13 protein-coding genes are annotated in these 15,312 nt (G+C 64.8%); 2 read left to right on the forward strand and 11 right to left on the reverse strand.

The window, feature by feature from the left end; all coding sequences use genetic code 11:
* Positions 1-521 precede the first annotated feature (521 nt).
* The 3 genes from SPBM01_RS07950 to SPBM01_RS07960 are packed head-to-tail and all read right to left on the reverse strand — an operon-like array spanning position 522 to position 4,800.
* A complete protein-coding gene (locus SPBM01_RS07950) occupies positions 522-1,811 on the reverse strand; it encodes an amidohydrolase family protein (RefSeq protein ID WP_188064876.1) in 1,290 nt (429 codons plus the stop codon).
* A gap of 59 nt (positions 1,812-1,870) precedes the next feature.
* Positions 1,871-3,268, reverse strand: coding sequence for an amidohydrolase (locus SPBM01_RS07955; protein ID WP_188064878.1), 1,398 nt, complete (start codon positions 3,266-3,268; stop codon positions 1,871-1,873).
* On the reverse strand, positions 3,265-4,800 hold the full coding sequence (locus tag SPBM01_RS07960; RefSeq protein WP_410483029.1) for a peptide MFS transporter: 1,536 nt from the start codon (positions 4,798-4,800) through the stop codon (positions 3,265-3,267). Before SPBM01_RS07960 ends, SPBM01_RS07955 begins: the two co-directional genes overlap by 4 nt.
* Positions 4,801-4,939: 139 nt before the next feature.
* Between SPBM01_RS07960 and SPBM01_RS07965 the strand changes: the two genes are divergently transcribed.
* On the forward strand, positions 4,940-5,518 hold the full coding sequence (locus SPBM01_RS07965; protein WP_188064880.1) for a nitroreductase: 579 nt from the start codon (positions 4,940-4,942) through the stop codon (positions 5,516-5,518).
* A gap of 73 nt (positions 5,519-5,591) precedes the next feature.
* The gene (locus tag SPBM01_RS07970) at positions 5,592-5,936 is read left to right on the forward strand and encodes a GntR family transcriptional regulator (protein ID WP_188064881.1); all 345 of its coding nucleotides are present in this window, start codon (positions 5,592-5,594) and stop codon (positions 5,934-5,936) included.
* A gap of 130 nt (positions 5,937-6,066) precedes the next feature.
* Here SPBM01_RS07970 and SPBM01_RS07975 read toward each other — a convergent pair whose 3' ends face one another.
* From SPBM01_RS07975 to SPBM01_RS08005, 8 genes are all read right to left on the reverse strand, one after another.
* Positions 6,067-8,103 carry a tetratricopeptide repeat protein gene (locus SPBM01_RS07975; RefSeq protein ID WP_188064883.1) on the reverse strand — a complete coding sequence of 679 codons (2,037 nt, stop codon included), beginning with the start codon at positions 8,101-8,103 and terminating at the stop codon, positions 6,067-6,069.
* Complete coding sequence (gene prsR / locus SPBM01_RS07980) at positions 8,100-9,485, reverse strand: PEP-CTERM-box response regulator transcription factor (RefSeq protein WP_188064885.1); 1,386 nt, start codon at positions 9,483-9,485, stop codon at positions 8,100-8,102. The genes SPBM01_RS07975 and prsR overlap by 4 nt, the downstream gene beginning before the upstream one ends.
* Positions 9,485-11,557 (reverse strand): XrtA/PEP-CTERM system histidine kinase PrsK, encoded by a 2,073-nt coding sequence (prsK, locus tag SPBM01_RS07985; protein ID WP_188064887.1) that lies wholly within the window; start codon positions 11,555-11,557, stop codon positions 9,485-9,487. The genes prsR and prsK overlap by 1 nt, the downstream gene beginning before the upstream one ends.
* 14 nt (positions 11,558-11,571) lie before the next feature.
* Positions 11,572-12,960 (reverse strand): TIGR03013 family XrtA/PEP-CTERM system glycosyltransferase, encoded by a 1,389-nt coding sequence (locus tag SPBM01_RS07990; protein WP_188064889.1) that lies wholly within the window; start codon positions 12,958-12,960, stop codon positions 11,572-11,574.
* A gap of 226 nt (positions 12,961-13,186) precedes the next feature.
* Positions 13,187-13,447: a hypothetical protein gene (locus SPBM01_RS07995; RefSeq protein ID WP_188064891.1), complete on the reverse strand. Its 261-nt coding sequence runs from the start codon at positions 13,445-13,447 to the stop codon at positions 13,187-13,189.
* Between the two features lie 59 nt (positions 13,448-13,506).
* A complete protein-coding gene (locus SPBM01_RS08000) occupies positions 13,507-14,160 on the reverse strand; it encodes a sigma-70 family RNA polymerase sigma factor (RefSeq protein ID WP_188064893.1) in 654 nt (217 codons plus the stop codon).
* A 118-nt stretch (positions 14,161-14,278) separates the two neighbouring features.
* Positions 14,279-14,410 (reverse strand): hypothetical protein, encoded by a 132-nt coding sequence (locus SPBM01_RS21875; RefSeq protein ID WP_262504361.1) that lies wholly within the window; start codon positions 14,408-14,410, stop codon positions 14,279-14,281.
* Between the two features lie 78 nt (positions 14,411-14,488).
* On the reverse strand, positions 14,489-15,280 hold the full coding sequence (locus tag SPBM01_RS08005) for a response regulator (protein ID WP_188064895.1): 792 nt from the start codon (positions 15,278-15,280) through the stop codon (positions 14,489-14,491).
* Positions 15,281-15,312: the final 32 nt, after the last annotated feature.

Raw genomic sequence — 15,312 nt, forward strand, 5'->3', positions numbered from 1 at the left:
TTATTGTATTTCAATGGGTTAGTTTTGGAACTTTACTAAGTTCGGCCATATCGCCCCTGAAAGTTGCGTTTGAACGGCTGCACCGGCGCAATGGCGAGGGGTGCGTCGGGGGGCGTGCGTGGACGATGACAAGGAGCCGGAATCGCGAGGGTCGCGCGGTTGGTGGTGTGTAGGACAGGGGTGGTGCGGGGTGTCTGACTTGGGTGGGAAGCAGACTTTTCGAACACCGTCATGCTGAACTTGTTTCAGCATCCATCAAGCCTCATGAAGCCCTGCCCAATCTGGAGAAATGGACTCTGAAACCAGTTCAGGGTGACAGAAAAGATTAGGTCTGATTTTGCTCGCTCTCAGTCATCCTCCCCTTGCAGGGGAGGTGGCTGGCCGTAGGCCAGACGGAGGGGTGTCACCCTCTCGATAGCTGGACACCCCTCCACCGGCTTCGCCGGTCCCCCTCCCCCCTTCGACTGCCCGCCTGCGGCAGGCGCTCAGGACAGGCTTGCAGGGGAGGATTCAGGTCGTGCTTACCATTCATAGGCCTTGGGCAGCGCGCCTTCGCCCGGTGTGGCGTAGCGATCGCGGAGTTTGGTCTGGCGGTTGTCGAGGGGTTGGGCGATGCCGTCGATCCATACCGCGACCGGGGCGGATGTCATTTCCAGCGGGTCGCCGTCCCACATCACCACGTCCCCTGCCCTCCCGGCCTTGAGCGAACCGATGCTCTCGCCAAGGCCCATCGCTTCGGCGGGAGCGCTGCTGATGGTGCGGAGCGCCTGACCCCAGCTGAGGCCCGTTGCGCCCGGCACTTTGTTCAGCGCCACCATATTGCCCGCCTGTTGAGTGGCGAGGCGCAGTTGCAGCCCCTCGTCACGGTCCATCAGCCCCATGGAGACGGCGACGCCTGCCTTCACCATGCGCCCGACATTGCTTTGGGTGGCGGCGAGTTTTTCGAAGCTGGAGGGGAGATCGTCGAGGCCGCCCGCGATCACCGGCACTTTGGCGGCGGCGATCTGGGGCGCGACCATCCAGCCTTCGGCGGCGCCGGCGATGATGACCTTAAGCGCGGGGAAATCCTGCCGCAGCGACAGGACGGTCAATATGTCGCGCGCGCTTTCGACATGGACCATCAGCGGCATCGCGCCGGTGACGACGGGGACCAGCGCCTTTGCGTCGACACGGTTGAGCAGCGCATCCTTGGAGCGGCCGTCATAGCTGGCGGGGGCTTTGGCGAACTCCTGCGCTTCTTGCAGCATCGTCTTGAAGAGGAGGATGTTGGCGGCACGGCTGCCGCCCGCATCCTCCGCGCCCGCTTCGCCCATTTCGACATATTGGAAGGCGCGCGCCTTGGTGATCGGGTTCATGTCCGCGCCGAGATCGACCACCGCGCCCTGCCCGGCGAAAATGCCGGTGCCGGTCGAGGGAACCACGACGGCGCGAGTGATGCCCGCCGTGCGGCTGATCGCGATCGGGTTGGCGAGCGGGTTGATGGCCGGGGCCACGTCGATCGCAGCGGAAAAGGGCGATCGGGCGCTGGCGTCGTTGGTCTCCTTGACGCCGGGGACTTCGACCAGACCCACGCGCGAATAGCCGGAAACGAGGCCGGGCGTCACCCATTTGCCGCCCGCGTCGATGACCTTGGCACCGGGCGGGACGGCGATGCCAGCGCCCGCCGCCACGACCTTGCCCGCGCTGATGACGACTGTGCCGTTGCGCATGGGTTCGGAGCCGTCGCCGATGGCGAGCGTCGCGCCGGTGATGGCGAGGGATTGGGCGAGCGCGGGGGTGGCGAGAGCGAAGGTCAAAACGCTTAGCGCCATTCGAACTGAACCCTTCGACAAGCTCAGGGCGAACGGGGGGAGAGGATGGTGCTTGTTGTTCATTTTACGTCTCCCGCGCCGATCTGGCCGAGTTCAAAGTCGCTGACCGGGCGGCGTTTGGGGTTGGCGCTGTCGTAGAGAAGCGCGCCGTCGATCCAGACTTTTTCGGGCCGCGTGTAGGTGCTGAACGGATTGCCGTTCCACAGCACCACGTCCGCCATTTTGCCGACTTTCAGGCTGCCGGTCTGGTCCGCGATGCCCATGGCGCGGGCGGGGTTGATGGCGAGCCAGGTCCAGGCGACCTCGTCGGCTATGTCTATCCCCATGCGGCGGCCCGCGCCCAGCGCTTTGGCCGCTTCCTGATTGAGCCGCTGGATGCCGTTTTCATCGTCGCTATGGACGATGGTGCAGGCACCGGCGCGGTGGACCAGCGGGACATTTTCCTTGATGCCGTCATAGGCTTCCATCTTGAAGCCATACCAGTCGCCCCACAGCGCCGAACAGATGCCATTGTCGCGCAGCAGGTCGGCGATCTTATAGGCTTCGACCGCGTGGTGGAAGGTCGACACTTTATAGCCGAACTCCTTGCTCATATCGATGACATTGGCCATTTCGTCGGCGCGGTAGCAATGGTTGTGGACCATGATCTTGCCTTCCAGCACGTCGGCCAGCGTTTCCATGCCAAGGTCGCGGGTCTGGTCCTTTCCGGCGGCGCGCTTCTTTTGATATTCACGCGCCTTGATCCAGGTCTGGCGGTTGACCGCCATATTGCCCATGCGCGTGGACGGTTCGCGGCCCTTTGAGCCATAGACGCGCTTGGGGTTTTCGCCGCACGCCATTTTCAGCCCCTGCGGCGCGCCGGGGAATTTCATCCCCTGCATGGTGCGGGCGGGGACGTTTTTCAGCGTCACGCTGCGTCCGCCGAACAGGTTGGCCGAGCCGGGGAGGATCTGAAGGCTGGTCACGCCGCCATTGGCGATGGCGCGGCCGAAACCTGCGTCCTGCGGCCAGATGCTATGTTCGGCCCAGACATGGGCAGTGACGGGCGATGTCGCTTCATTGCCGTCGGACAGGGCGTCCACGCTGGGCGAGGGATAATCGCCCAGATGGCTGTGAATGTCGATGACGCCCGGCGTCACATATTTGCCGGTGCCGTCGAATAGCGCGATGTCGGCGGGGACCGGGGTGTCGGGACCGCCGATGGCCGTCACCTTGCCATCCGACAGGAAAATCACGCCATTGTCGATGCGGCCCCCTTCCCCGTCGAAGATGGTCGCGCCCCGGATCGCCGTGGCGACGCCGGGATAGGCTTTGTAGGTCGAGGGGTAGGGATTTTCCGGTTCCGCCGAGCTGCCCTGCGTCGGGGCGGATGCTTCCTTGTCCTTCTTTGCGACCGCTGGCCCGGCGGCCCCGGCCAGCAGCGCGGCGATGAGCAGCGCGCTTCTTGTTTTCTTCATGGTTTTTCCTCCGACGCGATCAGATCGAGGTGCATCAGTCGCTTGATATAAGGGGAGATGAGCAGCACTGCGCCGCCCACGATGATCGAGAACCAGCCGATGCGAGTGTAGACGTCCAGCACCTGGGCAACACCGCCTGCCTCCCCGCTGCCGGTCGCGCGGGCAATGAGGCCGGCGATGAAATTACCCGCCGCCATGGCCAGGAACCATGTCCCCATGACCAGGCCGACCATGTTCGACACCGACAGGCGGGTCATGGCGGACAGGCCCACGGGCGAGAAGCAGAGTTCGGCCATGGTGTGGAACAGGTAGATGAGGATGACGAACAGCAGCGGGGTGAGATCCTCCCCCGCCATCGCCGCGCCCTCCACCAGTATGAGGAAGCCCGCGCCGCACAGGATGAGGCCGATGCCGAATTTGGCGGGAGAGGATGGTTCGAGGCGGCGTTTGTCGAGGATTGTCCACAGCACCGCGAACAGCGGCGCGAGCAGGATGATGAAGACCGAATTGACTGACTGGAACATGGAGGCGGGAACATCCCAGCCCAATATGTTGCGGTCGACATTGCGGTCGGTGAAGATGTTGAGCGAGGAGCCGGTCTGTTCGAACAATCCCCAGAATAAGGGATTGAGCGCGATCAGGAACAGGGCAGCGAACATACGGTCGCGATCGACCTTGCCCAGCGTGCGCAGGGTGCGCCAGACGATGTAGATCACCGTCAGCGCGGCGAAAATGAGCAGCGCATAGCCCAGCAATTCGGCATAGCGGATCACCAGCCAGATCGCGACGACGCCCAGGGCTGCGCCCAGATAAATGGTCCATTCCTGGCTGAGACCCGCGACGGCGGGCGCGCGCAATTGCTGCGGCGCGGGCGGTTCGCCCTTGCCCAGCAGCCAGGGGGTGAGCCACAGGAACATGACGAGGCCCAGCAACATGCCTACCCCCGCAGCGCCGAAACCCCAGCCCCAGCCCATGGTTTCACCCAGCAGGCCGCAGACCAGCGGACCCATCATGCCGCCGACATTGATGCCCATGTAGAAGATGGAGAAGGCCGGGTCGCGGCGCGCATCGTCGCGGGGGTAAAGTTCGCCCACCAGCACCGAGATATTGGCTTTGAGGAAGCCGGTGCCGACGATGATGCTGGCCAGCGCAAGGTAGAAGCCGTTGAGGTAGAAGCCGTCCTGCCCGCCCGGTCCTTCGGTCAGGGCGATCAGGAAATGGCCGATGGCGATGAACACGCCGCCCACCAGCACAGCCTTACGCGGTCCCAGGAAGCGGTCGGCCAGATAGCCGCCGATGACGGGCGTGATATAGACCAGCGAGGTATAGGCACCGTAGAGCAGATACGCCTTATCCTCCCCGAACAGGAAATGTTTGGTGAGGTAGAAAATCAGGATGGCGCGCATTCCGTAGTAGGAAAAACGCTCCCACATTTCCGCGAAGAATAGCAGGAACAGCCCGCGCGGATGGCCGAGCCAGGTCTTGCCTGCCCCCGCCGCACCGGAAATCGAGCCAGGAATTGAGGTCGTCATTCGGCCCCCTTGTCTTATTTTGTGGCCCGGCCTGCCGAATGGGGCCGGATGATGGGTTAAGAGTAAAGGGAATTTTCCAACTGTCAAAGAAGCAGGTGACCCTTGCGCGATCCGCGCGCGCGCGCCATCTGTCGCGGCGATGTTCAATGACACTTCCTCCCCGCTCGCCCTGCTCCAGACCCGCCGTTCGGGTAAACCGCGCGACCTGATCGCCCCCGGTCCCGACGATGCGCAGTTGCGACAGATATTGGAGGTGGCATTACGCACGCCCGACCATGGCAAGCTGGCCCCATGGCGGTTCGTAGTGGTGCCACAGGACAGGCGGGCGGCGCTGGCCGAGCTGCTGGAGCGCGCCTATCGGGCGGAGAAGCCGGATGCGGGGCGGCTGGAGATCGAGGCGATGCACCAGTTCGCGCATCAGGCGCCCACGCTGGTCGTGGCGATCGCCGCGCCGGTGGCGGGCAGCAAGATTCCCGTGTGGGAACAGGAGTTGTCGGTCGGCGCGGCGATCATGAACCTGCTGCACGGCACCCACGCGCTGGGCTTTGCGGGCGGGTGGCTGACTGGCTGGCCAAGCTATAATGAGGATGTGCGCGCGGCCTTTGCGGGCGCAGGAGAGCGGATCGCGGGATTTGTGTTCATCGGCACGCCGGGCCGGGCGCAGGAGGAGCGCCCACGGCCAGATTATGACGCCATCGTATCGACCTGGGACAGATAATGTCGCGGGATACCCATTGCCGCGCAAGCTCCTGACTTGACCTGCATGGCTGTATTATGGCACTGATGCACTCATGGCCGACGATTCCAGACCCGTCTATCTCCGCCTGCGTGAGATTATTGCTGCCTCCATATTGGATGGGGATTTTTCCGATGGCGACCTGTTGCCATCGGTGCGGGCGTTCGCTGCGCAGCAGGGCGCAAACCCGCTGACGGTGGCCAAAGCCTATCAGAGTTTTCAGGATGACGGGCTGGTCGTGGTGAAGCGGGGCGTGGGCATGTTCGTCGCCGATGGCGCGACCCGAAAACTGCGCGAGGCCGAGCGCGCGCGCTTCATGGAGCAGGTGTGGCCGCCGGTAGCGGCGCAGATTAGGCGGCTGGGGATACGGATCGACGATCTGGATGTGGCGAAGGTTTGACGTAGAGGAAAGATGTCGCCTTTGGTGATAGGCTCCCTCCTTCATCGTCATGCTGAAACGAGTTCAGCATGACGATGAAGAGATAGTGAAAGGTCATATACGATTCCCCCTCTCCTTGCAGGGGAGGAATTTAGAGCGCCGCCAATGCTTCTACCGCTTCCTCACGACCGGGGAAGTTGCTGGCGGCGGCGCGGGTGAGCGCCAGTTTGGCTTCGTCCTTGCGGCCGGTCGCTGCGTAAGCCTGCCCCAGATGCAGGGTGAGCGCGGGGTGACCGGGGGCCAGCGCGACGGCCTTTTCCAGCAGGTCGACCATCGCCGGTCCCTTGTCGCCGCTGCGTAGCAAGACCCAGCCATAGATGTCGGCAGTCATCGGATTGGCGGGCATCAGGCGATAGGCGTGGGCGGCAAAGGCGCGGGCCGCGTCCTTGTCGCCGGTTTCCAGCGATACACGGGCCATATCGGCCATCAGCATGGCGTCGCCATCGCCCATTTGCGCGCGGACGGCGCGCAGCAGGCGCAGCGCGGTGCGCCAATCCTGCGCCTGCATGGCAACGGCGGCGGCGAGACGCCGGGCTTCTGCATCATTGGGATTTTGCGTCAGGAATAGTTGCACGACCTGCGCGGCACGGGCCGGGTTGCCTGCGCGGTTCCATGCGGCAACCAGACGTAATGCGGCGTCCCGGTCGAAGCGGATATTGGCGGCGGCTTCATAAGCGCGCGCCGCTTCGGCAGGACGGTTGGCGGCACCCAGCGTATCGCCCCAGATCAGCCATGCGTCGGGCGCACCGGCATTGGCGCGGGCGAGCAGGCGCGCGCGCGTGACGGCATCGTCGGTTCGCCCGGTGCTGAGCAGCGCGCGGATGTAAGGGATGTTGTCGCGGGCGGTCGCGGCGCTGGACGGGGGCGGTCCGGCGGCGATGGCGGCATCGCGCGGGCTGGCAAACGGATCGGCGGGCGCGCGCACCGGCCATGCGGCACGCGCCAGCATATCGTCGGCCAGCGGGCGGTTGCCCAGCGCTTCCTGCGCGCGTGCGGCCAGCGTCAGCACATAGGGATCGGCATCCCGCTGCGCGACGATCGGGGCGAGCATGGTCGCGGCGGAGGCGAAATCGCCGCCCAGAAAATAGGCGCGGGCCAGCAGGGTGCGGGCGGTGCGGTTGTCGGGTTGGGCCATGACCAGCGGAGCGAGCGCTTCGACCGCCAACACCGCATTGCCATCCTCCACATGCAGCACGCCGCGCAGCAGGCGGGTGGCGGGTTCATCGTCCAGCCGCCCACGGGTGCGGGCCAGCAGGGTGCGGGCAAGGTCGGCCTTGCCTGCGCGCGCGGCCATCACCGCCTGCATCACCCAGGCACGGGCATTGTCGGGATCGAGCGCCAGGATCCGCCGGGTCAGGCCGAGCATTGCGCCTGCCTGCCCCGCATCGGCCACCGTGGCGGCATATTGCACCATCGTCGGCACCGAATCGGGGCTGGCACCCAGCGCGCGGTCGAACCATGGCAGGGAAGCTGTCAGGCCATATTGGGCGCGGGTGAGTTCGGCGCGCAGAGTCAGCGCCTTTGCGTCGTCATTGGCCAGCGCGACGGCACGATCGGCGGCGGCAATCGCGCCTGCCTGATCGCCGGTGGCCAGCCGCAAACGACCCAGATCGACCCAGTTTTCCACGTCTTCGGGCGCTGCGGCAATCGCGCTTGCCAGCGTCTTTTGCGCCAGCGCCATGTCGCCCAGCGCGATGGCGGCGCGGGCGGTCACGCGGGCGGCGGCGATAGACTGCGTATCGGGAATGTCGGCAGCGCGGGCTTCCTTGAGCGCGGCAGTTGCATCGCCCTGAAGCAACAACGCCTGCGCCATGACGGCGCGCGTCTGTGCAGGCTGCGCGCCCAGCGTCCGGGCGCGTTCGACTTCGGCCTGCGCCCCTGCGCCATCGCCCAGTTCCGCCAGCGCGCGCGCCTGCGCCAGCCGCACGGTGGGGCTGCGCGGATCGCGCTTGATGGCGTTCATCAATTCGATGCGAGCGGTGCGCGCGTCGCCCTTGTCCAGCGCGGCCAGGCCACGCGCCAGAGCGGCGCTGCCATCGCGTTCATGCGCGCGCCATTGCCACAGGCCCGCGCCCGACAGCAGCAGCAGCGCAATGACGATGAGCAAAAACAGCCGCTTGCGGCTCATGCGCCCTGCCCCGGCATTTGGCCCTGCATCTGATATTGTTTGAGCAGGTCGTAGAGGGTCGGGCGGCTGATCCCCAAAATCTTGGCCGCGCCCGATATATTGCCGTCGGTGCGGGCAATGGCGCGGCGGATGGCGCGGCGATCTGCCATTTCGCGCGCGGCCTTCAGGTTGACGACATCGCTCCCGGCCCCCCGTTCATCGTCGAGGTCGAGGTCAGCCGCCGTCACCAGCTTGCCATCGGCCATGATGACCGCGCGCTTCATGCGGTTTTCCAGTTCGCGCACATTGCCCGGCCAGCCCCAGCCGTCGAGCGCGGCGAGCGCATCGGGGGCCAGCCCCTTGACCGTCGGGTTCATGTCCCGCGCAAAGCGGGTCAGGAAATGCCGTGCGAGCAGGGCAGGGTCGCCGGGGCGGTCCTTGAGCGCGGGGATGCGGATGATGATTTCGGCGAGGCGGTAATAGAGGTCTTCGCGAAACTGGCCCGCCGCGATCATCTCCTCCAGATTCTGGTGCGTGGCGCAGACTATGCGGGTGTCCACCGCGATCGGCTGACGACCGCCGACCCGTTCGATCACCCGTTCCTGCAAAAAGCGCAGCAGCTTGACTTGCAGGGTGAGCGGAATGTCGCCGACCTCATCCAGAAACAGCGTGCCACCCTGCGCCAGTTCGATCTTGCCCGGCGTCGTCCTGATCGCGCCAGTGAACGCGCCCTTTTCATGGCCGAACAGTTCGGATTCGAGCAGGGTTTCGGGAATGGCGGCGCAATTGATCGCGACAAAGCCCTTGTCCCGGCGCGGGCTGGCGTCATGCAGCCCCTGCGCCAGCAATTCCTTGCCCGTGCCGCTGGCGCCCAGCAGCAGGACGGAGACTTGCGCGCTGGCGACCCGTTCGATGGTGCGGGCGACCTTCATCATTTCAGGCGCGGCGCTGATCAGGCGGCCCAGCACCCGGTTATCCTGTGGCGCAGCTTCGGCAAGGCGGGCATTTTCCCGTTCCAGCGCATGGACGTGGAACGCGCGGCGGACGATCATGCCCAGCTCGTCGATGTCGACCGGCTTTTGATAAAAGTCGTACGCGCCGCCCGCAATGGCTTCGAGCGCGCTTTCGCGTGCGCCATGGCCGGACGCGACGATCACTTTGGTATCGGGCTTGATCCGCAATATGTCGGCCAGCGTGGCAAAGCCTTCGCTCGTGCCGTCAGGGTCCGGCGGCAGGCCAAGGTCGAGCGTGACGACATCGGGCGTTTCCGCGCGCAACATCTCGATCGCTTCGTCGCGGTCGCCCGCGATGAACAGCTGATAATCCTCATAGGCCCAGCGCAACTGGCGCTGAAGGCCCGGATCATCCTCCACGATCAGCAATTTGGGGCGGGTGTCGCTCATCAGGCGGCTCTCTCCTGTGTCTCTGTCGCTGTTGCGTTCGGCAGGCGCAGCGTGAAGCGGCTCCCCGCCCCTGGCTTGCTGTCCACGTCGATGCGCCCGCCCATCGCCTGCGCCAGCGCGCGTGCTTCAAATGCGCCGATGCCGAAGCCGCCCGCCTTGCTGGAGGAAAAGGGTTTGAACAGGTCACGGCGGATATATTCCGCGCTCATGCCCCGGCCATGGTCGATGATTTCCACGATGACGGCGGTGGCATCGGCAGAGAGGCGGAGTTCGACCGGGCTGTCGGGGGCGCTGGCGTCGATTGCGTTCTGAACCAGATGGGTGAGGATCTGTTCGATGCGGGCGGGGTCGGCCAGTGCGGGCGGCGCGTCGCCGCTGACCTGGACGGGATGCTGGCGCGCGCGCGTGCGGGCGACCTGATCGACCAGCGCGCGCAGGGGCAAGGGGCGCGGCTCTTCGGCCCGGCCCTTATTATGTTGGGACAGGCGGGCGAGCATGTCGTTCATCTTGCCCACCGATTCCTGAAGCGTCAGCACCATGTCGGCGCGGAAATCGGGGTTATCGGCATGGCGTTGCGCATTGCGGGCGAGCAGCGACAATTGGCTGACGAGATTTTTGACGTCATGGATGATGAAGGCGAAGCGGCGGTTGAATTCGTCGAAGCGGCGCGCATCGTCCAGCGCCTGCTGCCCCTGCGCTTCGCTGATATGGGTGGCTGCCTGCCGCCCGGCGGCGCGCAGCATGTCGAAATCCTCCCAGTCCAGCCGCCGGTCCACGGGCGGGCGGGCAAGCAGGACGGCGCCGATCAGGCGGCCATAATGAAGGAGCGGGACCAACGCCCAGGCACGCGGTTCGTGGCGCAGCCAGTCGGGCAGCGACACGGCCCCTTCCCCGGTGCGCGGGCGGGCAAGGTCGATGATCCAGCCGGTCTGTTCCAGCCGCGCGACCAGATCCGCCGGGCAGGTCGCGCCATCAGGCAGGTCGCTGGACCAGTTCCATTGGGTTTCGTGGGCAAGCGCGCCATCTTCGTCGCGCAGCATCAACAGGGCGGCGGGGGAATCGGTGATGTCGGCCATTGCCTTTGCCACCCGCTCGCCCAGTGGCGCGGCATCCTGTCCGGGGCGGCCGATGGTTTCGCCAAAACGCATCCATTCGGTGCGATAGTCATAGCGGTGCTGGAAGAAATGCTTGGCGACCTGCACTTTCCACAGCGCGCGCAGGCGGGGCGATGGCAGCAGGACGAGCGCGGTGACGGCGGTGAAGAATACTGCGCCGATTTCCACCACCCGCGCATAGGGTCCGGCGATCAGTTCGATCAGCAGGGCGGCGGCGGCCAGCACCACGCCATAGAGCGCCAGCGCGAACAGGGAGAGGGAGCGCAGCGTCACCGCGCGAGAGAGTTGCAGCCGCCCGGCCAGATCCTGCCGCAGGCCCACCGCGATCACGGGGGCAAGCAGCGCCATCAGCAGGCCGCGCAGCGCGTATAGTTCGCTCACCCGGCCTGGCGCGAACCAGCAGATGGCGTAGAGGTTGAGGTCGTAAGTCCACATCGCCGCCAGCGACCCCAGCAGCAACGCTACCCCGCCCCGTTCGCGCGATGGCCAGTTGGTGTAGAGATGATGGACCAGCAGCAGGCTGCCGATCGCCGTCATCATCCGCAGGATCAGCGATACCGTGACAAGCGTGCGGTGCAGGTCGCTGTCCGGCAACAATTGCCGCCAGACGATGTCGGTGAAGGTCTGAAGCAGGATCAGCCCGGCGACGGCGGCGTAGAGCGCGCTGACCGCTACGGTCGGCCCGGCACGACCCACCGGCCCGCGCCACAGCATAACGAACAGGGTCAGTAGCCAGGCGGCATTGCGGATGCTTTCGCCGATGCCCGACAACGGCTTCGACACGCCGCCAAAGGACACATAGAGCGCCCAGCAGGAGGTCAGCAGCAGCGCGGCGGCGAGCAGGCGCGGTTCGGCGGTTTCATCCCGCCGACGCAGGATGAAGATGCCCAGCGCCGCGAACAGCACCGCCGCCAGGGCATGGCCCCAGTCGCCGACAAATTGCAGGAGAGCGCCCATCGCTCAAACGCCCCTTAGCGCGCGCCATCGGGCCAGAGGATGACCCGCACCGTTTGAATGAGGATCAGCAGGTCGAGGAACGGCGTATAATTTTTGGCGTAATAAAGGTCATATTCCAGCTTGTGCCGGCTATCCTCGATCGACGCGCCATAGGGATAGTTGATCTGCGCCCAGCCGGTGATGCCCGGTTTTACCATATGGCGTTCGGCATAATAGCGCAGATGCTGTTCCAGATCCTCGACAAACTGGCGGCGTTCGGGGCGTGGGCCGACGAAGCTCATTTCGCCTTTCAGCACGGTCCAGGTCTGGGGCAGCTCGTCGATCCGCAGCTTGCGCAGCCAATAGCCAAGACGGGTGATGCGCGGATCGTCCTTTTCCGCCCATTGCGCCTGTCCGTTGACTTCCGCGTCCAGCCGCATGGTGCGCAGCTTCACGATCCAGAATTCCTGGCCGAACAGGCCGACGCGCTGCTGCCGGTAGAAGGCCGGTCCCTTGCTGTCCATTTTGACGAAAATAGCCGCGAGCAGAATGACCGGGCCAGTCAGCGCAAGCAGGATGGTGCTGGCGATGATGTCGAACAATCGCTTGGCGAAACTCGATATGCGGCGACCGGCGGAAAAGCCGTCGGAGAAGATCAGCCAGCTTGGGTTGACGCTGGCCAGGTCGACGCGGCCCGTTTCACGCTCCAGAAAAGTCGACAGGTCGTTGACATGCACGCCGGTCGTCTTGATGCGCAACAGGTCGGACATGGGGACGGCATTGCGCCGTTCCTCCAGCGCCAGCACGACTTCGCTGGCGTTCAGGCGGACGACGAAATCGGACAGATTGTAGATGGCGTCGCGGTTCAGCGCTTCCGGCACCACCTGCGGCCCGTCATTCATGGCAATGAAGCCGACGACGAGGAAGCCTGCACCCTTTTTCTGTTCCAGATCCTTGATCCGGTTGGCGCGATTGCCCGCGCCCAGCACGACAAGTCGCCGCTTGAACGCTTCGCCGCCCAGCATGGAACCGAGCAGCAAACGCACCATGACCAGCAAGCCCATGGCCAAACCCATGGCGTAGAGCGAATTGGAGCGCCAAAGCGTCATGCCCGGCAGCAGGAAATAGAGGACCGAGAGGAAAATCGCGCCCAGCGACACCGCGACCAGCAGCCGGGCAAAGGCAAACCGAATCGATTGAAGCGCCTCGGTGCCATAGACACCCACGGCGATCATCGCCGTCTGAATGGAAAAGGCGAAGCTGAGCAATGGACCCATGCGAGTCATCACATGGTCGATGTCCATGCCGATCTGATGCGCGCGCAGGATCCAGCCGCCCTCCGCCGCGCAGAGCAGCAGCACGAAATCGAGCAGCCCCAGCAGCAGCACGGCGTGCGGCACATAATGTTTGAACAGCCTGATCATCGTCGCACTATTGGTCCCGCTGGCCCGCCCGGACGCCGGGGGGTTATGCCGGATGCTGCCTTACAGCATGTGTAAGGAAATCCGACAGTGCGATCACCTTGCCCGAAATTGGCAAAGAAATGCTGAACGTGACGCCGCGCGGTGACGGAGAACCGATATTAGCGGGAACGCGCCATGCCGATGCCGCTATGGCAAAGTGACGGCGGCCTTCGATGACCAGCCGCCGTCAATTATCCTGACGCAGCGAGTCGGCAGCGTTCCTGGCCGCGTCGCCCGCGCGGCTGGCGGCGCGATCGACTGAATCGGCGGCCTGCGTGACTGCATCCGCCCGGCGATCGTCGCGGCTTTCGTTGGTGACGTAAAAGAAGCCGATTGCCAGAACCAGCGCCAGCGCGACGAGCGTGAACACCAGCCCGCTGCCATGCGACCTTTCCGCCATAGGGGCGTGAACCGGCGGATCATCCTGCCGAAGGGGGTCATGGACCATGTGAAATCTCCTTGATCCTGTCCTAACGGACGGATGCAGGGGATCGTTCCGGTTGGCGCTCAATCTGGGCCGGGATCACGGTTGCGGCTGAGGCGGTCGACGTCCTGCATGATTTCATCCAGCACCGCCGTATCGCTCGTCGCCTGTAAGCGTCGGGAGGGCAAATCGCCGCTTTCGAGCAATTGTTCGAGTGCGGCGCGGCCACGCGCCACCCGGCTCTTGATCGTGCCGACGGCGACGCCGCAAATCTCGGCCGCTTCCTCATAAGCAAAGCCGCCCGCGCCGACCAGGATCAGCGCTTCGCGCTGCGGCTGGGGCAGTTGCAGCAGAGCGCGCTGCATGTCGCTGAGTTCGACATGCTTGTCCTGCCCGGCAGGCGCGGCCAGAATACGGTCTGCGGTCAGATCATCCCATTCGCCGCGAAAGCGCGAACGGCGCATCTGCGAGAGATAATGGTTGCGCAGGATGATGAAAGTCCAGGCACGCATATTGGTGCCGGCCTGAAAACGCTGACGCGCGGCCCATGCCTTGAGCAGGGTTTCCTGCACGAGATCATCGGCCACATCGCGATTGCCCGACAGCGAACGGCCAAATGCGCGCAGGTGCGGGATGACCGCAGCCAGTTCGCGCTTGAAGTCGCTGTCCGAAAGAGCCGCCCGATCTTCCACCGGGCTGATTTCGACAGCGCCAGTGTCAACGTCCATGTCATTCATGGGAACATCCCCCGTGCTGGCTGCCGCCCTCGCCGTGCGAACCGACGTCGTCAAAGCCATATATGCGCCCATATCCCAGAATAGTCGTCGTCAAAGCAGATCGCCGCGCGCGAGCGCCTTATCGCCAGATCACCAGCAGCATAGCGACGACCGCCAGTGCGAGCGATATGGCCAGAACGTAGCGCACGATGTGCGGGGTTTCCCCGCCGCGCGCGTCGTCGGTCGCGATATGCTGTTCCTGGTCAACCATGGCTCGTCTCCCGATCGTTACGCAGCATTAACGCCGCGACCCGACCGGGAGTTCCGCACGGTTGCGGGCCATGCGCGATCAGACGGGCGCAGTCGCTTCGTCAAAGAACAGCGCCTGCGAAATGGCCGCCTTCACCGTCGACCGCTGAAACGGCTTGGTGATGAGGAAGGTGGGTTCGGGCCGTTCGCCGGTCAGCAGCCGTTCTGGGAAAGCGGTGATGAATATGACCGGGACCGAAAATTCGGCGAGAATATCCTTCACCGCGTCGATACCGCTGCTGTCGTCGGCAAGCTGAATGTCGGCCAGCACGAGGCCGGGCCGGTCGGCCAGCGCTTCGCGCACCGCGTCTTCGGCCGTTACCGCAATGGCCGTGACATCATGGCCAAGGTCGCGGACGATGGTTTCGATGTCCATCGCGATGATCGGTTCATCCTCGATAATCAGCACCTTGGCGCGAGTCTGCGACTCGATTTCGGTCAGCGCTTCTTCCACCAGCGCTTCGACATCGGCGGTGTCCATGTCGATCAGATAGGCGACATCATCGACCGTGAAGCCTTCCAGCGCCGTCAGCAACAGCGCCTGACGCGGCAGCGGGGTCAGGCGGGCAAGGCGCGCCTGCGCAATGGCTTCGCGGCTGCCGCCCGCCGTCACCGGAATATCTTCCAGATGGGCCGACGACCAGATGGCGTGAAAGGTGCGATAAAGGCCCAGGCGCGGATCAACCTCGGTCGGGAATTCTTCGGGCGCAGCGACGATCGCTTCCAGCGCGGCACGGACATAGGCGTCACCGTGCGACTGACTGCCGGTCAGGGCGCGGGCGTAGCGCCGCAGAAACGGAAGATGGGGGTGCAATTGCTGTCCAAGCGACATCGTCAGATCTTCTCCCTGCCCATAGGGGCGTA

The organism is Sphingobium sp. KCTC 72723 (genome assembly GCF_014280435.1).
GTDB lineage: Bacteria > Pseudomonadota > Alphaproteobacteria > Sphingomonadales > Sphingomonadaceae > Sphingobium.

Coding starts and splice junctions, on each gene's coding strand:
- SPBM01_RS07950 (WP_188064876.1), bottom strand. CDS start 1,811: ATGGCGCTAAGCGTTTTGACCTTCGCTCTCGCCACCCCCGCGCTCGCC.
- SPBM01_RS07955 (WP_188064878.1), bottom strand. CDS start 3,268: ATGAAGAAAACAAGAAGCGCGCTGCTCATCGCCGCGCTGCTGGCCGGG.
- SPBM01_RS07960 (WP_410483029.1), bottom strand. CDS start 4,800: ATGACGACCTCAATTCCTGGCTCGATTTCCGGTGCGGCGGGGGCAGGC.
- SPBM01_RS07965 (WP_188064880.1), top strand. CDS start 4,940: ATGTTCAATGACACTTCCTCCCCGCTCGCCCTGCTCCAGACCCGCCGT.
- SPBM01_RS07970 (WP_188064881.1), top strand. CDS start 5,592: ATGGCCGACGATTCCAGACCCGTCTATCTCCGCCTGCGTGAGATTATT.
- SPBM01_RS07975 (WP_188064883.1), bottom strand. CDS start 8,103: ATGAGCCGCAAGCGGCTGTTTTTGCTCATCGTCATTGCGCTGCTGCTG.
- prsR (WP_188064885.1), bottom strand. CDS start 9,485: ATGAGCGACACCCGCCCCAAATTGCTGATCGTGGAGGATGATCCGGGC.
- prsK (WP_188064887.1), bottom strand. CDS start 11,557: ATGGGCGCTCTCCTGCAATTTGTCGGCGACTGGGGCCATGCCCTGGCG.
- SPBM01_RS07990 (WP_188064889.1), bottom strand. CDS start 12,960: ATGATCAGGCTGTTCAAACATTATGTGCCGCACGCCGTGCTGCTGCTG.
- SPBM01_RS07995 (WP_188064891.1), bottom strand. CDS start 13,447: ATGGTCCATGACCCCCTTCGGCAGGATGATCCGCCGGTTCACGCCCCT.
- SPBM01_RS08000 (WP_188064893.1), bottom strand. CDS start 14,160: ATGAATGACATGGACGTTGACACTGGCGCTGTCGAAATCAGCCCGGTG.
- SPBM01_RS21875 (WP_262504361.1), bottom strand. CDS start 14,410: ATGGTTGACCAGGAACAGCATATCGCGACCGACGACGCGCGCGGCGGG.
- SPBM01_RS08005 (WP_188064895.1), bottom strand. CDS start 15,280: ATGTCGCTTGGACAGCAATTGCACCCCCATCTTCCGTTTCTGCGGCGC.